The organism is Streptomyces sp. NPDC018031 (assembly GCF_044327625.1).
In the GTDB taxonomy this organism is placed as follows: Bacteria; Actinomycetota; Actinomycetes; order Streptomycetales; family Streptomycetaceae; genus Streptomyces.
On record NZ_JBIRFT010000002.1, the window covers coordinates 374,616 to 395,607 of the forward strand.

The following is a 20,992-nucleotide window of genomic DNA, read 5'->3' on the forward strand; positions in this document are numbered from 1 at the left end:
ACGGCTGGCGGACGGCCACCGGGCCCGACCACGCGGGGACCCGGTGGCCTGCCTGACGCGGTGGCGCCCGTCAGCCCGCCTGTGGCACGGGCTTCGGCAACCCGATCGGATTGGGGAACCGGAGCGCCGTGCCACAGGCATGCGCGAGCGGCGCCAGCAGGACGGCCAGCCGCCGCGACTCCTCGGTGCCCAGCCGCTGCCACGGCCGGGCCGCCGCCCGGTCGGTCGCCCGCTCCACCGAGCCCAGCACCCGCCGGCCCTCCTCGGTCGCCGCGCCGGCCGCGTCCAGCAGCCCGCGCTCGGCCAGCCGGTCCCGGGCGGCCGACCACTCGGTGTCCGTCCAGCCCCGGTACGGCTGGAGCTCGCCGCGCGGCAGGTCGACGCCCGAGCGCAGCACCAGCGTCTCGCAGCCGTCCAGGCCCGCGGCCACCAGCGCGGCGACATGGCCGTCGCCGCGGTGCTCCCGCAGCACGGTGGCGGCGTGCCACAGCCGGTCCAGCGGGTCCCGGGGCACCGGCAGCGCGGCGTTCGCCGCGCCCAGCACCCGGCCGGCCAGGTCCAGCCCGCCGATGACGCCGAGCAGTGTGTCGCCGGCCCGGACGACCTCCTCCTGGTGGCCGGCGAGCAGCCGGCGCAGGGCGGCACCGGCGCCGGCGCGCCGGATCTCCACGGCGCGGGCCGGTCCGGTGACCTGCCACACGGCGGGCAGCGCACGGGCGACCATGGCGGGCGCGAAGCCGAAGAAGGCGGCGACCACCGGTTCCGGGCCGACCGGGCCCAGCGGCGCCGCCCGGCCGGCGAAGTAGCCGCGCCAGAAGCCGCGCAGCCCCGCCTCCTCGAACGCGGCGTGGGCCTCGGGTGCGAAGTAGCTGACGGCGTGGACCGGCTCCAGCAGGGTCCACATGGTGCGGGCGCAGGCCGCCGCTCCGGCGGGCGTGGCAGTGGAGGTGGAGGTCATGGATGAGCAGACTGCCAGAGCGGACCGGGGAGTTCGAGGGCGCCGCGGCCCGGGGGAGTGGCCGCGGCGCCCCCGGTCATCCGGCTGCACCCGTGCGCGGCCGGGTCACTTCGCCCCGCCCAGGTAGAACAGCAGGAAGAGGAAGGCGGCGATGACGTGGACGCCGACCAGGTAGACGAAGATCCGGAAGGCGATGGCCCAGGGGGTCCGGTCCTCCTCGTTCACCGCGGGCCGCACGGCGTCGGTGCCGTCGTTCATGGGGTGCCTCCTGTCGTGGGCGGGGTTCCGGGGCCGGTGTCGTACGGGCCCGTGGCGGGGGTGTCGTGCGGGTCCGCGGCGGGGGTGGTGTCGTGCGGGGCGCCCGGCGGGTCCGCGCGCGGCCCGCGCGGGACGCCCCGCGGGACCGGGTCGCCCAGGCACAGTTCGGCCGCGCCGCTCTGGATCAGCGTGTGGACGAACAGCAGCTCCACGCCGCCGCGGGACACCGCCGACAGGCGGTGCGGGGTGAGGGAGTCGTAGTGCGCGGCGTCGCCCGCGGTCAGCACGTGGGCGGCCTCGCCGAGGACCAGCCGCAGCCGCCCCTTGAGGACGTACAGCCACTCCTCGCCCGGGTGCACCCGGACCAGGTCCTCCTCCGGACTCTGCCGCGGCGGCAGGAGGACGCGCAGGGCCTGCATCGCCCGTCCCGAGCCGCCCGCCCGCCAGTACGTCCAGCCGCCGCTGACCGACGCCTCCATGCGGTCCGCCCGGATGATCGGGTCCCACTCCGGCGGTACCTCGCCCAGCAGGTCGGATACCGTGGTTCCGTAGGCGCGGGCCAGCGCCAGCAGCATCGGCAGCGACGGCTGCCGGTGGCCGGTCTCCAGCCGGGAGAGATGGGCGGGGGAGAGCCCGGCCAGCCGGGCCGCCGCCTCCAGGGTCAGGCCGCTGCGCCGGCGCAGTCCGCGCAGGCGGGGGGCGACGGCGGGCAGTGCGCCGGCCGCGTCCTCGGGTGACGAGGTCATGTCTCCGGTATAGCCAGCCCTGGCCCCGGAGGCAAAAATTTTGCCCGGCAGGCAAAAATCGGTGCGCCTCGGGGCCGCCGCCCCCGGCCGGCACGCGCCCCCGGCAGCGGCGCGGAGGGCGAGGCGGCCTTCCGCCAGGGCGGCCTTCCGCCGGGGCGCCGCGCCCGGTGCCGTCCGCCGCCCCGGTTCCGGCGGGCGGGGCGCCCGGCCCGCCGGCGGTCACAGCTCCTTCACCGCTCGGTGACGTGTGGCCCGGTCTCGTGAACTCTCGGGGAACAGCCCGCCTTGGCGTTGACATGACACCTTCTACGCGCGTCATGCTGTTCGGCATGAGAATCCCCCCACGGATCGCCCGAATCGGCGCCCTCGGCGCCCTCGCCTCGACCCTGCTGCTGGCCGGCCCGGCCGTCGCGGCCACCCCGGACCTCCCCGCCCGGAGCGCCGCCGTCGCGGTGACGGCGCCGGCCGGAACCGCCGCGGTGGGCGAGATCTGCTACTCCGCCCTGCCCTCGCAGGCCCATGACACCCTCGACCTGATCGCCGACGGGGGCCCGTACCCCTTCCCGCAGGACGGCACGGTGTTCCAGAACCGGGAAGGCATCCTCCCCGACCAGGACAGCGGCTACTACCACGAGTACACCGTGATCACCCCCGGCTCGGACGACCGCGGTGCCCGCCGCATCGTCACCGGCGAGGGGACCGCGGAGGACTACTACACCGCCGACCACTACCGGTCCTTCGACCTGGTCGACCGCGGCTGCTGACCACCGCCCCGGCCGGTGGGTGCCCACCCCGCCGGCCCCCCGCGGCCGCCGCTTCCTTCCGGCGGCGGCCGCGGGGCTCACCCCGGCCGCCCCGCGGTGCGGGCGCCGCCCCGCCGCGGGGGCGCCGCCGCGGGTCCGCCGGTGCGCGGTCTTCCGCCGCCCGGGCGGCGCTGTGATCATGGCGCGTGTCCGCCCGGTGCCAAGGAGATGCCATGAGACGTGCCGTCACGCTGTCCGCCCTCGCCGCCGTGCTCGCCGCCACCGCGGCCGGATCCGCGCTGGCGACCGGATGGACCGACCAGTCCCAGCCGCGCGAGCGCAGGCACGGCAGCCTGCTCGACGCGGTGCCCGCGCGCGGGGTGCTGCGGGTGTGCACCACCGGCGACTACCGCCCCTTCACCCACCGCGACCCGGCCACCGGCGACTACCGGGGCATCGACATCTCGATGGCCACCGCACTGGCGAAGTCCCTGGACGCCAAGGTGCGGTTCACCCCGAGCACCTGGGCGAACCTCATCGACGACCTCGACGCGGGCCGCTGCGACATCGCCATGGGCGGCGTCTCGGTCACCCTGCCCCGGGCCCGCAAGGCGTACTTCAGCGAGCCCTATCTGACCGACGGCAAGACGCCGATCGTGCGCTGCGCGGACAGCGCGAAGTACCGGACGCTGGAGCAGATCGACCAGCCGGGGGTGCGGGTGATCGTCAACCCGGGCGGCACCAACGAGCAGTTCGCGCGGGCGAACATCAAGCGGGCCACGCTCACCGTGCACCCGGACAACACCACCATCTTCGACGAGATCATCGCGGGCCGGGCCGATGTGATGATGACCGACGCCAGCGAGACCCGGTACCAGGCCGCGATCCATCCGGAGCTGTGCGCGGTCCACCCGGAGAAGCCCTTCACCTTCTCGGAGAAGGCGTACGCGCTGCCGCGCGGCGACGAGCAGTTCCGGGAGTACGTGGACCAGTTCGTGCACCTGGCCACCCACGACGGGACGTACCGCGGCTTCGCGGACGAGTGGATGAAGCCGGCGGACGGCGGCTGACGCCGGGGCCGGCCGGCCGCAGCCGCGCCCCATGGCGGTTCCGCACCCGCCCCGGCCATCCCGCGCCCCCCGTCGGCCGTCCCCGCTCCCGCCCCGGCCGGCCCCCGCCGGACGGCCCTGCCGGCGGATGGCCGGAGCAGCCCCGCTCACCGCGGGGGTGGCGGTATCTCTCCACCGGCCCCACGAGCGCGGCGCCGGCCGTGAACCGCTCCGGCAGGCCGGGGCCGGCGAGGCAGGCGCGGCCGAAGGAGACCGGATCCGCAACGCCCTCCGGTCCGCTCCCGGGGGTGCCGGACGGGGTCATCCGGGAAGCCGGGGGCCCGGACTCAGCGCCTGGACGACGTCGCGGATCACCGCCCGGTGGTCGTCGGGACGCCAGGCGAGCGCCAGTTCGCTCGGCGACAGTCCGGTGACCGGCACCGTCACCACCCCCGGCCGCCGGTAGATCTCCGCGTTCCCGGAGGCCAGCAGCACCACCCCGCTGCCCTCCTCCACCGCCTCGAAGGTCTCGTCCGCGTTGGAGACGGTGGCCCCCACCCGGACCGGCCTGCCGCCCCGGTCCGGCACCGCCAGCCAGAAGTCCCGCAGCACCCCCGCACTCTCCGGCAGCGCCAGGAACGGCTCGTCCAGCAGCTCCTCGAAGGCCACCTCGGACCGCCCGGCCAGCCGGTGCCCGGCCGGCATCGCCAGCCAGCGGGGCTCGGTCGCCACCACCCGCGTCCGGAACGCCTCCTGGCCCGGCACCGGCAGCCAGATCAGCGCCACGTCCACCGCGCCGCCCGCCAGCCCGGCGGTCGCGTCCTCCCAGTCGATCTGCCGGACCCGGATCCGCCACGCGGGATGGCGCTCCGCGAACCGGGCGCGGGCCGCCGGCAGCAGGCCCCGGCCCACGCTGGAGGAGACCCCCACCGTCAGCACCGCCGCCTCGGCCGCCGCCGCGTCGCTCACCGCCCGCTGCGCCTCGTCCCAGACCTGGATGACCTCCCGCGCCTTCACCAGCAGCGCCTCGCCGGGCGCGGTGAGGGCGACCGACCGCCGGTCCCGCCGGAACAGCTGCACCCGCAGCAGCTCCTCCAGCCGGCGGATCTGCTTGCTGAGCGCGGGCTGGGAGACGAACAGCCGCTCGGCGGCCCGGGTGAAGTTCAGTTCCTCCGCGGTCACGACGAAGTACCGCAGGTCCCGCACATGAGCGTCCATAGCCGATGGCTATCACGAAGGATCTTGGACGCGCATCGTCCCGGCGGCGCACCATCGGAACCATGACAGCAACCGCGCCGCGTCCGTCCGCCACCGATCCCCGCCCGGTGGCGCTGGTCACCGGCGGCAACCGGGGCATCGGCTACGAGGTCTGCCGCCGACTGGCTGGTGCCGGCCACACCGTGCTGCTCACCGCCCGCTCCCGGCAGGCGGCACAGGACGCCGCCGAACGGCTCGCCGCCGAGGGCGCCGAGGTGCACCCGCTGCGGCTGGACGTCACCGACGACCCCGGGGTGCGCGCCGCCGCGGACCGGGTCGCCGAGCGGTACGGCCGGCTGGACGTGCTGGTGAACAACGCCGCCATCACCTACGACACCTGGCAGCGGGCGGTCACCGCCGATCTGGACGTGGTCCGGGAGGCCGCCGAGACCAACCTCTACGGGCCCTGGCGCACCGTCCGCGCCTTCGCCCCGCTGCTGCGCGCCGCCCCGCACCCGCGCATCGTCAACGTCTCCAGCGAAGCCGCCTCGCTCACCAACATGGGCGGCGGCACTCCCGCCTACACGGCCTCCAAGGCCGGCCTCAACGCGCTGACCCGGATGCTCGCCGCCGAACTCCGCGCCGACCGGGTGCTGGTCAACGCCGTCTGCCCGGGCTGGGTGGCGACCGAGCTGGGCGGTCCCGGCGGGCGGCCGGTGGCGGACGGCGCGGCCGGGGTGGTGTGGGCGGCGACGCTGCCGGACTCCGGACCGTCCGGCGGGTTCTTCCGGGACGGCCGCCCGCTGCCCTGGTGACCGGACGCCGCCCGGCGCCGGGGGCCGCCCGGCGCCCGGCGCCCGGTGCCCGGGGGCACGCGCCCGCCGGCGCCGCGGGCCGGCCGGCGGTGGAACCAGCCGCGGGGCGGCGGGAAAACCGGCCGCGGGCCGGGGCGGCGCACTGCTAGCCTCACCGGCATGCAGCGCGCAGCCGACACCACGACGACGCCGGAGATTGTCCCGGCGCGCTGACCGATGTCCTGACATCTTCAAGCCCCGGGGCGAGTGCCCCGGGGCTTCGTCATGGGGTCCACCCGGCCGCGCCGGGGGAGGGGTCGCTCACCCGGGCCGTCCGCGAGGAGACCGCCATGACCGCCCGCAACGACCACCGCCGGCTCGGCCGCGAGCTGGACCTGTTCGACACCGACCCGCTGCTCGGCGCCGGGCTGCCGTACTGGCTGCCGGACGGCGCCACCGTCCGGCACAGCCTGGAGGAGTACGTCCGAGCCGCCGAGCGGCGGGCGGGCTACCGGCACGTGTACTCCCCGGTGCTCGGCAAACGGGAGCTGTACGAGCTGTCCGGCCACTGGGCGCACTACCGCGACGACATGTTCCCGGCGATGGACCTCGGCGGTGAGCAGGTGGTGCTCCGGCCGAGCCTGTGCCCGCACCACGCGGTGGTCTACCGCGCCCGTCCGCACAGCCACCGCGAACTGCCGCTGCGCATCGCCGAACTGGGCGGCATGTACCGGGCCGAACTCTCCGGAGTACTCGGCGGCCTGACCCGGGTGCGGGCCATCCAGCTGAACGACGCGCACGTCTTCTGCACCCCCGAGCAGGTCGCCGAGGAGGCCCGGGGCGCCCTGGAGATGATCCGCCGGGCCTACCTGGCGCTCGGCATCACCCCGGCCCGCTACCGGCTCTCCCTCCCGGGCCCCGGCGGGAAGTACGTCGCCGACCCCGAAATGTGGCGGCGGTCCACCGCCCTGCTCCGCGACGTCCTGGACCGCTCCGGGCTGCCCTACGAGGCGGCCGAGGGAGAGGCCGCGTTCTACGGCCCCAAGATCGACGTGCAGGTCGCCGACAGGGCCGGCCGCGAGTCGACCCTCTCCACCGTGCAGGTCGACTTCCACCAGCCGGAACGCTTCGACCTGCACTACACCGGCGCGGACGGGGCCCGGCACCGGCCCGTCATGATCCACCGCAGCGTCATCGGGAGCGTGGAGCGGGCCGTCGCCCACCTCGTGGAGGAGCACGGCGGTGCCTTCCCCGCCTGGCTCGCCCCCACCCAGCTGGCCATCCTCCCGGTCTCCGGTGCCGAGCTGCCCCGGGCGGAGGACCTCGCCCGGCGCTGCGCCGGACGTGGCCTGCGCGCCGCCGTGGTGCCGCCGGAACGCGGCACCCTGGGCGCCCGCGTCCGGGACGCCAGGCTGGTGCCCTACCAGGCCGTCATCGGCGCCAGGGAGGCGGCCGGCGGCCTGGTGGCGCTGCGCCTGCGGGACGGGCGCCGACTCGCTCCGCTCCCCGCGGACGACGTCCTCGACCGCATCGGGGCGCTGACCGGGGCACACCGCGCCGAGTTGTGGGCGGACGACTGAGGAACGTCCGGCCCGGGGCTCCGGGGCTGCGGGGCTCCGGGGCCCGCCCCGCCCCGGGCCCCGGCTGGTCCCGGAGCCCGGCCGGGGGCCCCGCCGGCCTTTGTCCGGACAACCGGACCACGCGTCTTCCCGTCATGTACGCATCGGGCTACGCTCGGCCCGTGGCAACGCAGGAAGCTCACCCGCCCGGCGCCGCCGAACCGCTCCACCTCGGCGTGGACCGCACCAGCCCGGTGCCGCTGTACTTCCAGCTCGCCCAGCAGCTGGAGGCGGCGATCGAGCAGGGCCGGCTGGCGCCCGGCAGCCTCCTCGGCAACGAGATCGAGCTGGCCGGCCGGCTGGGCCTGTCCCGCCCCACCGTCCGGCAGGCGATCCAGTCCCTGGTCGACAAGGGGCTGCTGGTCCGGCGCCGCGGCGTGGGCACCCAGGTGGTGCACAGCAAGGTCCGGCGGCCCCTGGAACTCAGCAGCCTCTACGACGACCTGCAGGCCGCCGGCCAGCGCCCGGCCACCGAGGTGCTGCGGCACACCACCGCCCCCGCGCCCGCCGAGGTGGCCGCCGCCCTGGAGGTGCCCGAAGGCACCGAGGTGGTGCTGCTCGAACGGCTGCGCCTGGCCCACGGCGAGCCGGTGGCGTACCTGCGCAACCACCTCCCGGCCGGTCTGCTGGAGCTGCGGAGCGCCGAACTGGCGGAGACCGGCCTGTACCGGCTGCTGCGCGCGGCCGGCATCACCCTGCACAGCGCCCGGCAGTCGGTCGGCGCGCGGGCCGCGACCGCCGAGGAGGGCGAGCGGCTCGGCGAACCGGCCGGGGCCCCGCTGCTGACCATGGAGCGCACCACCTTCGACGACACCGGCCGCCCGGTGGAGTTCGGCGCGCACACCTACCGCGCGTCCCGGTACGCCTTCGAGTTCCAGCTGCTGGTGCGCCCGTGACGCCCGACCGTACCGCCGGGGGCGGCGCCCGGCGCGGCACCGGCGGTACCCCCGCGGTTCCCCGGGCGGCAATCCGTGCGACACCTCTTGACGTGGACCTCCTACGCGCGTAGGACGCTGACCTGACCGGAGCCTCCGGTCCGCGGTCAGGGATACTTGGGCGGCCGGGCGCCGTTTTCCCGGCACCCGGCCGCACCCGTGGTGGACGTGTCGGACAGCGAGAAGGGCGAGTCTTGGTGGCAAGGGTTGGAAGAGGCGTACGGGCGATGACCGCCGTGCTCGCCGCGGTGCTCGGCGTGACCCTGGCGGGGTGCAGCAGCACGGGCGGCAAGCGGGCGGAGGAACGTGCCGCCGAGGCCGCCGAGGGCCGGGCGGCGGTGAACACCCCCCGCTGGACCTTCGCCATGGTCACGCACTCCGGCGACGGCGACACCTTCTGGGACATCGTGAAGAAGGGCGCCGAACAGGCCGCCGTCAAGGACAACATCAAGTTCCTCTACGCCCACCACGAGGAGGGCCAGCAGCAGGCCCAGCTGGTCAAGACCTACATCGACCAGGACGTCGACGGCCTGATCGTCACCCTCGCCAAGCCGGACGCCATGAAGGACGTCCTGGCCAAGGCGCGCAAGGCCGGCATCCCGGTGATCACCGTCAACTCGGGCTCCGAGGAGTCCAAGGAGTTCGGCGCGCTCAGCCACATCGGGCAGGACGAGACCATCGCCGGTGAGGCGGTCGGCGAGGAGCTGAACAAGCGCGGCCGCAAGAAGGCCCTGTGCGTCCTGCACGAGCAGGGCAACGTCGGCCACGAGCAGCGCTGCGCCGGCACCGCCGACACCTTCGACGGCGAGCTGGAGAAGCTGTACGTCGAGGGCACCAACATGCCCGACGTCCAGTCCTCCATCGAGGCCAAGCTCCAGGCCGACAAGGACATCGACGCGGTCGTCACGCTCGGCGCGCCGTTCGCCGACACCGCCGCCAAGGCCGCCGACCAGGCCGGCAGCGACGCGGAGATCGACACCTTCGACCTCAACGAGAAGGTCGTCACCGCCCTGAAGAACGACACCCTCGGCTTCGCCGTCGACCAGCAGCCGTACCTCCAGGGCTACGAGGCCGTGGACCTGCTGTGGCTCTACCGCTACAACGCCGACGTCCTCGGCGGCGGCCGGCCGGTGCTCACCGGCCCCCAGATCATCACCAAGGACGAGGCCGACGAGCTCGCCGAGTACACCAAGCGGACCACCCGATGAGCGCCGCCACCCCCACCGCGCCCCCCGGGCAGGCGGCCGGCGACGAGCGGCTGAGTCCCCGCTCGCCGGCCCGCCGCCTGCTGGCCCGCCCCGAGCTGGGCGCGGTCGTCGGCGCCGCCGCCGTCTTCGTCTTCTTCTCGCTGGTCGCCGACACCTTCCTGCAGTGGTCCAGCTTCAGCACCGTGCTGTACGCCTCGTCCACCATCGGGATCATGGCGGTGCCGGTGGCGCTGCTGATGATCGGCGGTGAGTTCGACCTCTCCGCGGGGGTACTGGTCACCTCGTCCGCGCTGATCTCGTCGATGTTCTCGTACCAGATGACGGCGAACGTCTGGGTGGGCGTCGGGGTCTCGCTGCTGGCCACCCTCGCCATCGGCTTCTTCAACGGGTTCCTGCTGACCCGCACCAAGCTGCCGAGCTTCATCATCACGCTCGGCACCTTCCTCATGCTCACCGGCGCCAACCTGGGCTTCACCCAGCTGATCAGCGGCGGCGTCTCCACCAAGACCATCGGCGACATGGAAGGCTTCCCGGCCGCCAAGAAGGTCTTCGCCTCCCATCTGACCATCGGCGACGTCGAGCTGAACGTGACCGTCCTGTGGTGGTTCGGCCTGGTCGCGGTCGCCACCTGGATCCTGCTGCGCACCCGCGTCGGCAACTGGATCTTCGCGGCGGGCGGCAACGCGGACGCGGCCCGCGCGGTCGGTGTCCCGGTCGACCGCACCAAGATCGGCCTGTACATGGCGGTGGCCTTCGGGGCCTGGGTGGCCGGCCAGCACCTGCTGATGTCGTACGACGTGGTGCAGTCCGGCGAGGGCGTCGGCAACGAGTTCCTGTACATCATCGCGGCCGTCATCGGCGGCTGCCTGATGACCGGCGGCTACGGTTCGGCGGTCGGGGCGGCGGTCGGCGCCTTCATCTTCGGCATGACGAACAAGGGCATCGTGTACGCCCAGTGGGAAGCCGACTGGTTCAAGCTGTTCCTCGGGGCGATGCTGCTGCTCGCCGTGCTGCTGAACGCGTATGTCCGCAAGCGGGCGGAGGCCGAGTAAGTGAGTTCCCAGGACGCGGGCACCGGGCCCGCCACCCCCGTGACGCCGCTGGTCGAGCTGGACGGCGTGGCGAAGCACTACGGCAGCGTCAGGGCCCTGGAGGGCGTCTCCCTCCAGGTGCGCGCCGGGGAGATCACCTGTGTGCTGGGTGACAACGGCGCCGGCAAGTCCACCCTGATCAAAATCATCTCCGGACTGCACCGGCACGACGCGGGCACCCTGCGCATCGCGGGCGAGGAGACCGCGCTCGGCTCCCCGCGCGAGGCACTGGACCGCGGTATCGCCACCGTCTACCAGGACCTCGCCGTGGTCCCGCTGATGCCGGTGTGGCGCAACTTCTTCCTCGGCTCCGAGCCGACCAGGGGCCGCGGCCCCTTCCGGCGGCTGGACGTCGCCGCCATGCGCGCCACCACCCGCGCCGAGCTGCTCCGCATGGGCATCGACCTGCGGGACGTGGACCAGCCCATCGGCACCCTCTCCGGCGGCGAGCGCCAGTGCGTGGCCATCGCCCGCGCCGTGTACTTCGGCGCCCGGGTCCTGGTGCTCGACGAGCCGACCGCGGCGCTGGGCGTCAAGCAGTCCGGGGTGGTGCTCAAGTACGTCGCGGCCGCCCGGGACGCGGGCCTCGGCGTGGTCCTGATCACCCACAACCCGCACCACGCCTATCTGGTCGGCGATCACTTCGTGCTGCTCAAGCGGGGGGCCATGGCCGGCAGCCACGCCAAGGCGGAGATCGCCCTGGAGGAGCTGACCCGGCAGATGGCCGGCGGCAGCGAACTGGAACAGCTCAGCCACGAGCTGGCCCGGGCCACCGCCCCCGGCCACCTCGGCGGCGCCCCGGGGGACCACTCGAAGGACTGACGTCGGTCGGCGCGGCCGCCCGCCCACCGGGCTCGCCATGCACGGGCCCGTACGGGTGAGGCACAATCGCACGGCGGGCCCCGCCCGCGCCGACCGACGCACCCCGAGGCATCCGCCTCCCGATACCACCGCAGGGACGACGACTCTTGCGAGCACGCACCCGCCGACACGCGGTTCCGCCGCGCGGTGCCGGCGACCGCACCCCTCCGCAGCGACCCGCGGCGGCGCCGCCGGGCGGCGTCAGACCGGTGGCCCCGGCGGTGACCGCAGAGGGGGCCGGCCGATGAGCATGTACCGGGACCGGGTGCACCGGGGCTCCGCCCGGGCCACCGTGCTGCGCACCGTCGGCACCCGCGAGCGCCGCTCGCACCTGACCGCGCCGCGGGTGCCGACCGTCGGCATCGACATCGGCGGCACCAAGGTCGCCGCCGGGGTGGTGGACGCCGACGGCAACATCCTGGAGAAGGTGCGGACCGAGACGCCCGACAAGTCCAAGAGCCCCAAGGTCGTCGAGGACGTCATCGTCGATCTGGTGCTCGACCTGTCCGACCGGCACGACGTGCACGCCGTCGGCATCGGCGCCGCGGGCTGGGTGGACGCCGACCGCAACCGCATCCTGTTCGCCCCCCACCTGTCCTGGCGGAACGAGCCGCTGCGGGACCGCATCGCGCAGCGCCTCGCGGTGCCGGTGATGGTGGACAACGACGCCAACACCGCCGCCTGGGCGGAGTGGCGGTTCGGTGCCGGACGCGGCGAGGACCACCTCGTCATGATCACCCTGGGTACCGGCATCGGCGGGGCCATCCTGGAGGACGGCCAGGTCAAGCGGGGCAAGTACGGGGTCGCCGGCGAGTTCGGCCATATGCAGGTGGTGCCCGGCGGGCACCGCTGCCCGTGCGGCAACCGCGGCTGCTGGGAGCAGTACAGCTCCGGCAACGCGCTGGTCCGCGAGGCCCGCGAGCTGGCCGCCGCGGAGTCCCCGGTCGCCTACGGCATCATCGACCGGGTCGGCGGGCACGTGCCCGAGATCACCGGTCCGCTCATCACCGAGCTGGCCCGCGAGGGCGACGCGATGTGCGTGGAGCTGCTGCAGGACATCGGCGAATGGCTGGGCGTCGGCATCGCCAACCTGGCCGCCGCGCTCGACCCCTCCTGCTTCGTGATCGGCGGCGGCGTCAGCGCCGCCGACGACCTGCTGATCGGCCCGGCCCGCAACGCCTTCCGCCGCCACCTCACCGGGCGCGGCTACCGGCCGGAGGCGCACATCGTCAAGGCGCAGCTCGGCCCGGAGGCGGGCATGGTCGGCGCCGCGGACCTGGCGCGGCTGGTCGCCCGCCGCTTCCGGCGCGCCAACCGGCGCCGGGTCGAACGGTACGAGCGGTACGCGCGGGCGGCCCGCTGATGGCCGCCGAGGACACCCCGCCCGAGCGCCCGGCCCGGCCCGGCCCGGACCGGCCGCAGCGCCGCTGGCTGACCGCCGTGGTGGTCTTCCTGCTGATCACCATCCCGGCCGGCTACCTCGTCATCTCGGCCCTGCAGAGCCGGGACAGCGGGGAGGAGAAGCAGGAGAACGCGGCGGCCACCGGACTGAGCGAGGGCTGGCCCAGCAAGGTCCAGCGGCGGATCTACGACATCTGGATCCCGCCGTACTCGGCCGACGTCGGGTTCCACGAGAAGAACTCCTGGCGGAGCAGTTCGATGTACGTCCAGTTCATCACCTCCGCCGAGGGCTTCGACCGGTTCCTGGCCACCCTGGGCACCGACCGGGGCGCCCTGGACCGGGGCCGGATCACCATCGGCCCGGAGGAGGCCGGGGACGTCGGCTGGCGCCTGGGCCCCGGCGACCGGTGGTCGGGGCTGGTGGTGGACCAGAAGGACCCCGAGCCGACGCTCGACGTCACCGTCGACCTCGGCAACCCCGCCCATCCCGAGGTGTACGTGGTCTCCACCATCACCCCGTGACCGGGGCGGTGGCCGGCGGCGGATAGCGTGACGAACGTGAGCGAGACGAGAACCCTTCAGTACCGGATCGACGGGCCCGAGGCGGGGCCCGCCCTGATCCTCGGCCCGTCCCTGGGCACCACCTGGCACATGTGGGACCGCCAGATCCCGGAACTCTCCCGGCACTGGCGCGTGATCCGCTACGACCTGCCCGGTCACGGGGGCTCGCCCGCCCACGCCGCCGCCTCCGTCGGCGAACTCGCCGACCGGTTGCTCGCCACCCTCGACGAGCTGGGCGTCGACCGCTTCGGCTACGCGGGCTGCTCCATCGGCGCGGCGATCGGCGCCGACCTGGCGCTGCGCCACCCGCAGCGGCTCGGCTCGCTCGCCCTGGTCTCCGCCTCCGCCCGGTTCGGCACCGCCGACTCCTGGCGGCAGCGCGGCGTGGTGGTCCGCACCAACGGCCTGGACGCCATCGCCCGCACCACCCCCGAACGCTGGTTCACCTCCGCCTTCGCCGCCGCGCAGCCCGCCATCGTCGACTGGTCGGTGCAGATGGTGCGCACCACCGACCCGGGCTGCTACATCGCCGCCTGCGAGGCGCTCGCCGCCTTCGACGTCCGCGCCGCGCTCGGCCGGATCGGGGTGCCCACCCTGGTGCTGGCGGGCGCCGAGGACCTGGCCACCCCGGCCGCCGACGCCCGGGTGCTGGTGGCCGGCATCCCCGACGCCCGGCTCGCCCTGGTGCCCGGCGGCTCCCACCTGACCCCGGTGGAGCAGCCGGCCGCCGTCACCGACCTGCTGGTCCGGCACTTCTCCGGCTCCTGGCAGGCGTCCGAACCCCACACCGGGATGACCGCGATCCCCGCGCCCGCCCCCAAGCCGCAGCTCACGCCCGCCGCCCCGGCCGGTCCGGTGGCCGAGATCGCCGCGGCCCAGCCCGACCCGGTGGCCGACGTCCGCGCCGACCTCGGGGAGACGGGCATGAAGGTGCGCCGGGAGGTGCTGGGCGACGCCCATGTGGACCGGGCGGTGGCCGGCGCCGACGAGTTCACCCAGGACTTCCAGGACTTCGTCACCCGGTACGCGTGGGGCGAGGTGTGGACCCGGCCCGGCATCGACCGGCGCACCCGCAGCGTGGTGACGCTGACCGCGCTGGCCGCCCGCGGGCACCTGGAGGAGCTGGCCTTCCACACCCGGGCCGCGCTGCGCAACGGTCTCACCCCGGCCGAGATCCGGGAGGTGCTGCTGCACACCGCCGTGTACTGCGGGGTGCCCACCGCGAACTCCGCGTTCTCCGTCGCGCAGCGGGTGATCCGCGAGGAGACCAGCCCGCAGGGGTGACCGGGCCCCGCCGGGGTCGCCGCGGGTGCGGTGCGGGGCCGGTGAAGGGGGTGGCCGCGGGCCTGCCGGGCCGGGCGGGACAGGGCAGGATGGTGACCATGAAGCTCACCAAGAAGGGCCACGCCTGCGTCCGCATCGAGAAGGACGGACGGGTGCTGGTCATCGACCCGGGCGCCTTCACCGAGCCGGACGCCGTGGCGGGGGCCGACGCCCTGCTGGTCACCCACGAGCACCTGGACCACTTCGACGAGGGCCGGCTGCGGGCCGCGCTGGAGGCCGAGCCGCGGGCGGCCGTGTGGACCCTGCGCAGCGTCGCCGACCAGCTCGCCGCCGCCTTCCCGGGCCGGGTGCACACCGTCGGCGACGGGGACGCCTTCAGCGTCGCCGGGTTCGACGTGGAGGTGCACGGCGAGCTGCACGCCGTCATCCACCCGGACGTGCCGCGGATCACCAACATCGGGTTCGTGGTGGACGGCACGGTGTTCCACCCCGGTGACGCGCTGACCGTCCCGGACCGCCCGGTGGACACCCTGCTGATGCCGGTCCAGGCCCCGTGGAGCAAGCTCTCCGAGGTCGTGGACTACGTCCGCGAGGTCCGGCCCCGGCTCGCCTGCGACATCCACGACGGGCTCCTGTCCGACCTGGCCGTCCCGGTCTACGGGCGGATGCTCGGCCCGGAGGGCCCTCCCGGCCTCGGCGGCGCCGAGCACCTGCGCCTCGCCCCCGGCGAGAGCGTGACGCTGTGACTGTCGGACCCGGGCGGTAGGTTTACCGGCATGCGTATCGCCACCTGGAACGTCAACTCGATCACCGCACGGCTGCCGCGGCTGCTGGCCTGGCTGGAGAGCAGCGGCACCGACGTGCTGTGCATCCAGGAGACCAAGTGCGGCATGGAGGCGTTTCCGGCCGAGCCGCTGCGCGAGCTGGGCTACGAGGCCGCGGTCAACGCCGACGGCCGGTGGAACGGCGTGGCGCTGCTGTCCAGGGTCGGCTTCGAGGACGTCGTCACCGGGCTGCCCGGCGGCCCGGAGTACGAAGGGGCGGTCGAGCCGCGCGCGATCAGCGCCACCTGCGGACCGGTCCGGGTCTGGTCGGTCTACGTGCCCAACGGGCGCGAGGTCGGGCACCCGCACTACGCCTACAAGCTGGAGTGGCTGGCCGCGCTGCGCGCCGCGGTCGCCCAGGACACCGCCGGCGACCGCCCGTTCGCGGTGCTGGGCGACTACAACATCGCCCCGGCCGACGAGGACGTGTGGGACGTCGCGGCGTTCGAGGGCGTGACCCATGTGACCGAGCCGGAGCGCGCCGCGCTCGGCGCGCTCCGGGAGACCGGTCTGTCCGACGTGGTGCCGCGCCCGCTGAAGTACGACCACCCGTTCACGTACTGGGACTACCGCCAGCTGTGCTTCCCCAAGAACCGCGGTATGCGCATCGACCTGGTCTACGGCAACGAACCGTTCGCCAAGGCGGTCACCGACGCCTACGTCGACCGGGAGGAGCGCAAGGGCAAGGGCGCCTCGGACCACGCCCCGGTCGTGGTCGACCTGGCGCTGGAGGCCCGGCAGTTCTAGGGCCCGCGGCGGTCCCGGGCACCCGGCGGCGGGCCGACCGGGGCACCCGGGGCGACGGCCGGGCCACCGGACCGCGCGCCGGTATGGTGCGGGCGCCGCGGCGGTGCGACCCTGAACACCATGAACCTCCCTTTCCTGGGCAACTGGCGTAAGCGGCACGGGGCACAGCACGGTCCGGCGCTCGCGGACGCCCGGGAGCGGGACCCGGAGGCAGTCGCCCAGCTGCTCTCGGAGTGCGAGCTGCTGCGTGACCGCGCCGCCTCCTCCGGGGTCGAACTCGATGACACGCCCTTGTCGTTGGAGGCGCTGGACCAGCTCCAGCCGCGCTGGCGGGACGATCCCGAGGAGCTGTCCCGGCTCGGCAACGACGCCGGTCTGTACCTCGGCACGGTCGTCGTCCGCACCGTCCCGGGCGCCGCCTGGCAGATCCTCCCCGACGGCCGGCCGGTGGTCCGGCTCGCCTCCGGACGGGAGATCGACGTGGTGGCGGCCGGCCTGGAGTGGGCCGCGGTGGGTGCCCCGGAACTCTCCCAGCGGTACGCCGAGGTCTCCGAGGGCTGAACCACCGAACCGCCCGTCGTGGTGGATATCCGCCGTTGCATGCGTGTCGCCCGGAAAGTCCAGCGAACAATGCGGATATTTTGCGCTGACCCGACATGGCGACGAGTGGGTAGGGCACCGTATGGCCGTCGATCCGTTGATCGAGCTGCGTGACGTCAACAAGTACTTCGGGACGCTCCACGTGCTGAAGGACATCAACCTCGCCGTGGACCGCGGGGAGGTGGTGGTGGTCATCGGCCCCTCGGGTTCGGGGAAGTCGACGCTCTGCCGTGCCATCAACCGGCTGGAGACCATCGAGTCCGGACGCATCACCGTCGACGGCGAGCCGCTCCCGGCGGAGGGCCGGGCACTGGCCAGGCTCCGGTCCGAGGTCGGCATGGTCTTCCAGTCCTTCAACCTCTTCGCGCACAAGACCGTGCTGGACAACGTGATGCTCGCCCAGCTCAAGGTGCGCAAGCGCAGGAAGGACGAGGCCGAGCGGCGCTCCCGCGAGCTGCTGGACCGGGTCGGCCTCGCCGCCCACGCGCCGAAGTACCCCGCGCAGCTCTCCGGCGGCCAGCAGCAGCGGGTGGCCATCGCCCGCGCGCTGGCCATGGACCCCAAGGTGATGCTCTTCGACGAGCCGACCTCCGCCCTCGACCCGGAGATGATCAACGAGGTGCTGGAGGTGATGCGGCAACTCGCCCGGGAGGGCATGACCATGGTCGTCGTCACCCATGAGATGGGCTTCGCCCGCTCGGCCGCCAACCGGGTCGTCTTCATGGCCGACGGCGCGATCGTGGAGGACCGGGCCCCCGAGGAGTTCTTCACCGCGCCCCGCAGCGAACGCGCCAAGGACTTCCTCTCCAAGATCCTCAAGCACTGAGCGGGAGGAGAGCCATGACCCGCACCCGCCGTACGCTCGCCGCCCTCGCGCTGGCCCTGCTGGCCGCGGCCTGCGGCCGGGAGGGCAGCCCCCCGGTCAAGGGCCCGGAGATCGACAAGCTCCCCGTCTACACCGTGGACACCGGCTTCCGGCTGCCCGACTCCCCGACCTGGCGCAAGGCCGAGAGCCGCGGCCACCTGGTCGTCGGCGCCAAGGAGGACCAGCCCTACCTGGGCGAACGGGACCCGGCCGGCGGCGGCTACGCCGGCTTCGACATCGAGATCGCCAAGATGATGTCGGCCTCGCTCGGCTTCGCCCCCGACACCATCAGCTTCCGCACCATCGCCTCCGCCAACCGCGAAACGGCGCTGCAGAACGGCCAGATCGACTACTACGTGGGCACCTACACCATCAACGACCTGCGCAAGCGGCAGGTCGGCTTCGCCGGCCCCTACTACCTGGCCGGGCAGTCGCTGCTGGTGCGCGACGACGAGGAGGACATCAAGGGGCCCGAGGACCTGGACGGGAAGAAGGTCTGCTCGGCGGCCGGCTCCACCCCGCTGCAGCGCATCGAGTCCGACTACCCCGAGGCCGAACCCGTCGCGTACGACACCTACTCCATCTGCGTCGACAACCTCCTCACCCTCCAGGTGGACGCCGTCACCACCGACGACACCATCCTGCTCGGCTACGCGGCCAAGGTCCCCGACGAACTGAAGATCGTCGGCAAGCCCTTCTCCGAGGAGCCCTACGGCATCGGCGTGCCGAGGAACGACAACGCGCTGCGCTTCGCCCTCGACGACGCCCTGGAGGAGCACGAGAAGAACGGCGACTGGAAGCGCGCCTACGACGCGACGCTGGGCCTGTCCGGAGTGCCCGCCCCCAAGCCCCCGCCCATCGACCGCTACCCGGCCGGCTGAGGAGGAGAACCGCCCCCATGGACGTACTCACCGAGAACTGGTCGCTGTACGGCGAGGGCCTGCTGGGCACCGTGGAGCTCACCGTCTACGCCTCGCTGCTCGCGCTGGGCCTGGGCATCCTGATGGCCGCGTTCCGGGTCGCCCCGGTCGGCTCGCTGCGGGTCATCGGCACCGCCTGGGTCACCGTCCTGCGCAACACCCCGCTGACCCTGCTGTTCTTCGCGGTGCTGCTGGGCATGCCGCGGTTCGGCGTGCAGCTGTCGTTCACCGCCTTCGCCGTCCTCGCCCTGGGCTGCTACACCTCCGCCTTCATCTGCGAGGCGGTGCGCTCGGGCATCAACACGGTCCCGGTGGGGCAGGGCGAGGCGGCGCGCAGCCTGGGCATGACCTTCGAGCAGACCCTCGGCTCGATCGTGCTCCCGCAGGCGTTCCGGTCCGTCATCCCGCCCATCGGCTCGACCCTGATCGCGCTGGCCAAGAACTCGGCCATCGCCGGATCCTTCAGCGTCACCGAGCTGCTGGGGGTGTACCGCCCGCTGAACGAGCTGGGCTACAGCATCGTCTGGACCTTCGTCTGGATCGCCGTCGGCTATCTGATCGTCACCCTGGCCATCAGCGCGATCTTCAATCTGCTGGAGAGGCACTGGGGAGTCGCCCGATGACCACCACCGCGCTCTACGACGTCCCCGGACCCCGGACCAAGCGCCGCCACCGGCTCTACGGCGTGGTGTCCACCCTGGTGCTCCTCGCGCTGCTCGGCTGGATCGTCTACCGGCTCGTCGACACCGGGCAGTTTGAGGCCGTCAAGTGGCGCCCCTTCACCTACGAGGGCATCCAGGAACTGCTGCTGAAGGGGCTCGGCAACACCCTGAAGGCGTTCGCGATCGCCGCCGGCCTGTCGCTGGCGCTGGGCGCGCTGCTGGCCGCCGGGCGGCTGTCGGACTTCCGGGTGGTGCGCTGGCTCGCCACGCTGGTGGTGGAGTTCTTCCGGGCGATGCCGGTACTGGTGATGATCTTCTTCGTCTTCGTGGCGCTGGAGGTCAAGCCGCTGCCGGCGCTGGTCACCGGCCTGACCCTGTACAACGGTTCGGTGCTCGCCGAGGTGTTCCGGGCCGGTGTCAACGCGGTGGAGCGCGGACAGCGCGAGGCGGCGTTCTCGCTCGGCATGCGCAAGACCCAGGTGATGACCTACGTCCTGGTCCCGCAGGGGGTACGGGCCATGCTCCCGGCGATCATCAGCCAGCTGGTGGTGGCGCTGAAGGACACCTCGCTCGGCTTCCTGATCACCTACGAGGAGTTCCTGCACGCCGGGAAGCTGATCGCCAGCAACCTCGACTACGACCTGCCGTTCATCCCCGTCGTGCTGGTCATCTCACCGATCTACATCGGGATGTGCATGCTGCTGTCGGGGTTCGCCAACTGGGTGGCCAGACGGCAGCGGCGCAGCGTGAAGACGGAGGCGGTGGAGGTCTCCCGGCCCGAGCCGGGCACCCTGCTGCCCGGCGACCACCGGCCCTGAGCCCGGCCGGCCGGCGCGCGGGAACGCGGCGCCCGGCCTGGCCACCGGCGCCCGGTCAGCCCTTCCCGGCCCGCCGCGACGTCGGGGCGACGGTGGTCGCGGTCTTGCTCACATCCGCCACCAGCTCCACCACGTCCGGCCCGTACGCCTGGGAGTTGACGACCTTCAGCAGCAGGCAGAAGGTGCCGTCCATGCCGTACTTGCGGGCCAGCTGCGCCTGGTTGCGCACCAGGTGGCGGACCGCGGCCCGGTGGGTGACCGGCCGCTGCCCCGCGGCCAGGAACACCGGCCGCCCGCCCTCCCCGCCGGTCAGCCGGGCCAGCAGCACGTACTCCACCGCGCCCGTCTCCATCCGGTAGGCGGTGCCGGCCACGGTGAGGGTGCCGCGGTCGGCGCCCGTCTCGTCCCCGGGGTGCACCGTCACCCCGGGCAGCAGGTTCGACATGTGCGCGGCGAGACGGCGGTGGGCGGTCGGGTCGCCCACGCAGAACTCGGTGCGCGCACCGAAGCCCTGCAGCCCGGTGTCGTGCGGCGCTATCTCCGGGTGCGCGCCGCAGTTCTCCACCACCGACGCCAGCCCGAGCAGCGCCAGCGCGTCATGGCGCGGAATGCTCCAGTGCGCCGACGTGCTGTCCCGGTGCGTCACCAGCACGCACTCCGAACCGTCCGGCAGTCCGAAGAACCGCTGGGCCCGGGCGCGTCTGCGGCGCCCAGCGGCGGAATGCGCGGCCCAGCCCAGCGCCAGCCCCACGATCAGAGCCGCTCCTCCGGCAATCAAGTCCTGCACGGTGTCACTCATGGCCGCGCATCGTAGCGGGGATACGGGTGGGTGTTCGAGGCCGGTGGGTGTC

The 20,992-nt window shown here is 73.9% G+C and carries 22 protein-coding genes and 1 pseudogene; 18 read left to right on the forward strand and 5 right to left on the reverse strand.

The genetic code is table 11. The features are described from left to right. Positions 1-70 precede the first annotated feature (70 nt). The 3 genes and pseudogenes from ACH4B3_RS07935 to ACH4B3_RS07945 form a co-directional block, all read right to left on the reverse strand. A complete protein-coding gene (locus ACH4B3_RS07935) occupies positions 71-958 on the reverse strand; it encodes a hypothetical protein (RefSeq protein WP_398461884.1) in 888 nt (295 codons plus the stop codon). A 105-nt stretch (positions 959-1,063) separates the two neighbouring features. Further along, the gene (locus ACH4B3_RS07940) at positions 1,064-1,216 is read right to left on the reverse strand and encodes a DUF6126 family protein (protein WP_398461885.1); all 153 of its coding nucleotides are present in this window, start codon (positions 1,214-1,216) and stop codon (positions 1,064-1,066) included. A 137-nt stretch (positions 1,217-1,353) separates the two neighbouring features. Further along, a pseudogene (locus ACH4B3_RS07945) lies at positions 1,354-1,962 on the reverse strand (helix-turn-helix domain-containing protein); the annotation flags it as partial. A 329-nt stretch (positions 1,963-2,291) separates the two neighbouring features. Here ACH4B3_RS07945 and ACH4B3_RS07950 point away from each other — a divergent pair. Together ACH4B3_RS07950 and ACH4B3_RS07955 are read left to right on the forward strand one after the other, a co-directional pair. Next, a complete protein-coding gene (locus ACH4B3_RS07950) occupies positions 2,292-2,726 on the forward strand; it encodes a ribonuclease domain-containing protein (RefSeq protein WP_398461886.1) in 435 nt (144 codons plus the stop codon). A gap of 212 nt (positions 2,727-2,938) precedes the next feature. After that, complete coding sequence (locus ACH4B3_RS07955; protein ID WP_398461887.1) at positions 2,939-3,775, forward strand: transporter substrate-binding domain-containing protein; 837 nt, start codon at positions 2,939-2,941, stop codon at positions 3,773-3,775. A gap of 300 nt (positions 3,776-4,075) precedes the next feature. Here ACH4B3_RS07955 and ACH4B3_RS07960 read toward each other — a convergent pair whose 3' ends face one another. Beyond that, entirely contained in the window at positions 4,076-4,972 is an 897-nt protein-coding gene (locus ACH4B3_RS07960) for a LysR family transcriptional regulator (RefSeq protein WP_398461888.1), read from the reverse strand. 62 nt (positions 4,973-5,034) lie between these two features. Here ACH4B3_RS07960 and ACH4B3_RS07965 point away from each other — a divergent pair, with 62 nt between their 5' ends. The 16 genes from ACH4B3_RS07965 (at position 5,035) to ACH4B3_RS08040 (ending at position 20,141) form a co-directional block, all read left to right on the forward strand. Then, positions 5,035-5,766 (forward strand): SDR family oxidoreductase, encoded by a 732-nt coding sequence (locus ACH4B3_RS07965; RefSeq protein ID WP_398461889.1) that lies wholly within the window; start codon positions 5,035-5,037, stop codon positions 5,764-5,766. Positions 5,767-6,095: 329 nt separating this feature from the next. Continuing rightward, positions 6,096-7,325, forward strand: a complete 1,230-nt coding sequence (gene thrS, locus ACH4B3_RS07970; RefSeq protein WP_398461890.1) for a threonine--tRNA ligase — start codon at positions 6,096-6,098, stop codon at positions 7,323-7,325. Positions 7,326-7,459: 134 nt separating this feature from the next. Next, complete coding sequence (locus ACH4B3_RS07975) at positions 7,460-8,260, forward strand: GntR family transcriptional regulator (protein ID WP_398461891.1); 801 nt, start codon at positions 7,460-7,462, stop codon at positions 8,258-8,260. 266 nt (positions 8,261-8,526) lie between these two features. Then, positions 8,527-9,507 carry a sugar ABC transporter substrate-binding protein gene (locus ACH4B3_RS07980; RefSeq protein ID WP_398461892.1) on the forward strand — a complete coding sequence of 327 codons (981 nt, stop codon included), beginning with the start codon at positions 8,527-8,529 and terminating at the stop codon, positions 9,505-9,507. Next, on the forward strand, positions 9,504-10,559 hold the full coding sequence (locus tag ACH4B3_RS07985; protein ID WP_398461893.1) for an ABC transporter permease: 1,056 nt from the start codon (positions 9,504-9,506) through the stop codon (positions 10,557-10,559). The genes ACH4B3_RS07980 and ACH4B3_RS07985 overlap by 4 nt, the downstream gene beginning before the upstream one ends. 39 nt (positions 10,560-10,598) lie before the next feature. Further along, the gene (locus tag ACH4B3_RS07990; protein WP_398462319.1) at positions 10,599-11,420 is read left to right on the forward strand and encodes an ATP-binding cassette domain-containing protein; all 822 of its coding nucleotides are present in this window, start codon (positions 10,599-10,601) and stop codon (positions 11,418-11,420) included. A gap of 283 nt (positions 11,421-11,703) precedes the next feature. After that, positions 11,704-12,822, forward strand: coding sequence for an ROK family glucokinase (locus tag ACH4B3_RS07995; protein ID WP_398461894.1), 1,119 nt, complete (start codon positions 11,704-11,706; stop codon positions 12,820-12,822). After that, positions 12,822-13,382, forward strand: a complete 561-nt coding sequence (locus tag ACH4B3_RS08000; RefSeq protein WP_398461895.1) for a hypothetical protein — start codon at positions 12,822-12,824, stop codon at positions 13,380-13,382. Before ACH4B3_RS07995 ends, ACH4B3_RS08000 begins: the two co-directional genes overlap by 1 nt. A gap of 36 nt (positions 13,383-13,418) precedes the next feature. Continuing rightward, positions 13,419-14,705, forward strand: a complete 1,287-nt coding sequence (pcaD, locus tag ACH4B3_RS08005; RefSeq protein ID WP_398461896.1) for a 3-oxoadipate enol-lactonase — start codon at positions 13,419-13,421, stop codon at positions 14,703-14,705. A 98-nt stretch (positions 14,706-14,803) separates the two neighbouring features. Continuing rightward, positions 14,804-15,451: an MBL fold metallo-hydrolase gene (locus tag ACH4B3_RS08010; RefSeq protein WP_398461897.1), complete on the forward strand. Its 648-nt coding sequence runs from the start codon at positions 14,804-14,806 to the stop codon at positions 15,449-15,451. A gap of 30 nt (positions 15,452-15,481) precedes the next feature. Then, positions 15,482-16,276, forward strand: coding sequence for an exodeoxyribonuclease III (locus tag ACH4B3_RS08015; protein ID WP_398461898.1), 795 nt, complete (start codon positions 15,482-15,484; stop codon positions 16,274-16,276). A gap of 120 nt (positions 16,277-16,396) precedes the next feature. Continuing rightward, positions 16,397-16,837, forward strand: coding sequence for a DUF6278 family protein (locus tag ACH4B3_RS08020; RefSeq protein WP_398461899.1), 441 nt, complete (start codon positions 16,397-16,399; stop codon positions 16,835-16,837). 121 nt (positions 16,838-16,958) lie between these two features. Beyond that, complete coding sequence (locus ACH4B3_RS08025; protein ID WP_398461900.1) at positions 16,959-17,702, forward strand: amino acid ABC transporter ATP-binding protein; 744 nt, start codon at positions 16,959-16,961, stop codon at positions 17,700-17,702. A gap of 14 nt (positions 17,703-17,716) precedes the next feature. Continuing rightward, positions 17,717-18,622, forward strand: a complete 906-nt coding sequence (locus tag ACH4B3_RS08030; protein WP_398461901.1) for a glutamate ABC transporter substrate-binding protein — start codon at positions 17,717-17,719, stop codon at positions 18,620-18,622. Positions 18,623-18,639: 17 nt separating this feature from the next. Further along, positions 18,640-19,284, forward strand: a complete 645-nt coding sequence (locus tag ACH4B3_RS08035; RefSeq protein ID WP_398461902.1) for an amino acid ABC transporter permease — start codon at positions 18,640-18,642, stop codon at positions 19,282-19,284. Then, entirely contained in the window at positions 19,281-20,141 is an 861-nt protein-coding gene (locus ACH4B3_RS08040; protein ID WP_398461903.1) for an amino acid ABC transporter permease, read from the forward strand. Before ACH4B3_RS08035 ends, ACH4B3_RS08040 begins: the two co-directional genes overlap by 4 nt. Positions 20,142-20,196: 55 nt before the next feature. Here ACH4B3_RS08040 and ACH4B3_RS08045 read toward each other — a convergent pair whose 3' ends face one another. Further along, a complete protein-coding gene (locus tag ACH4B3_RS08045) occupies positions 20,197-20,940 on the reverse strand; it encodes a hypothetical protein (protein WP_398461904.1) in 744 nt (247 codons plus the stop codon). Positions 20,941-20,992 lie beyond the last annotated feature (52 nt).

Bases quoted from the DNA above. Each gene is read 5' to 3' on its own strand.
- ACH4B3_RS08040 (WP_398461903.1), top strand. From the start codon at position 19,281: ATGACCACCACCGCGCTCTACGACGTCCCCGGACCCCGGACCAAGCGC.
- ACH4B3_RS08020 (WP_398461899.1), top strand. From the start codon at position 16,397: ATGAACCTCCCTTTCCTGGGCAACTGGCGTAAGCGGCACGGGGCACAG.
- ACH4B3_RS08025 (WP_398461900.1), top strand. From the start codon at position 16,959: ATGGCCGTCGATCCGTTGATCGAGCTGCGTGACGTCAACAAGTACTTC.
- ACH4B3_RS08035 (WP_398461902.1), top strand. From the start codon at position 18,640: ATGGACGTACTCACCGAGAACTGGTCGCTGTACGGCGAGGGCCTGCTG.
- ACH4B3_RS08045 (WP_398461904.1), bottom strand. From the start codon at position 20,940: ATGAGTGACACCGTGCAGGACTTGATTGCCGGAGGAGCGGCTCTGATC.
- ACH4B3_RS07935 (WP_398461884.1), bottom strand. From the start codon at position 958: ATGACCTCCACCTCCACTGCCACGCCCGCCGGAGCGGCGGCCTGCGCC.
- ACH4B3_RS08030 (WP_398461901.1), top strand. From the start codon at position 17,717: ATGACCCGCACCCGCCGTACGCTCGCCGCCCTCGCGCTGGCCCTGCTG.
- ACH4B3_RS07950 (WP_398461886.1), top strand. From the start codon at position 2,292: ATGAGAATCCCCCCACGGATCGCCCGAATCGGCGCCCTCGGCGCCCTC.
- ACH4B3_RS07960 (WP_398461888.1), bottom strand. From the start codon at position 4,972: ATGGACGCTCATGTGCGGGACCTGCGGTACTTCGTCGTGACCGCGGAG.
- thrS (WP_398461890.1), top strand. From the start codon at position 6,096: ATGACCGCCCGCAACGACCACCGCCGGCTCGGCCGCGAGCTGGACCTG.
- ACH4B3_RS08015 (WP_398461898.1), top strand. From the start codon at position 15,482: ATGCGTATCGCCACCTGGAACGTCAACTCGATCACCGCACGGCTGCCG.
- ACH4B3_RS07965 (WP_398461889.1), top strand. From the start codon at position 5,035: ATGACAGCAACCGCGCCGCGTCCGTCCGCCACCGATCCCCGCCCGGTG.
- ACH4B3_RS07985 (WP_398461893.1), top strand. From the start codon at position 9,504: ATGAGCGCCGCCACCCCCACCGCGCCCCCCGGGCAGGCGGCCGGCGAC.
- ACH4B3_RS07955 (WP_398461887.1), top strand. From the start codon at position 2,939: ATGAGACGTGCCGTCACGCTGTCCGCCCTCGCCGCCGTGCTCGCCGCC.
- ACH4B3_RS08010 (WP_398461897.1), top strand. From the start codon at position 14,804: ATGAAGCTCACCAAGAAGGGCCACGCCTGCGTCCGCATCGAGAAGGAC.
- ACH4B3_RS08000 (WP_398461895.1), top strand. From the start codon at position 12,822: ATGGCCGCCGAGGACACCCCGCCCGAGCGCCCGGCCCGGCCCGGCCCG.
- ACH4B3_RS07940 (WP_398461885.1), bottom strand. From the start codon at position 1,216: ATGAACGACGGCACCGACGCCGTGCGGCCCGCGGTGAACGAGGAGGAC.
- ACH4B3_RS07995 (WP_398461894.1), top strand. From the start codon at position 11,704: ATGAGCATGTACCGGGACCGGGTGCACCGGGGCTCCGCCCGGGCCACC.
- ACH4B3_RS07975 (WP_398461891.1), top strand. From the start codon at position 7,460: ATGTACGCATCGGGCTACGCTCGGCCCGTGGCAACGCAGGAAGCTCAC.
- ACH4B3_RS07980 (WP_398461892.1), top strand. From the start codon at position 8,527: ATGACCGCCGTGCTCGCCGCGGTGCTCGGCGTGACCCTGGCGGGGTGC.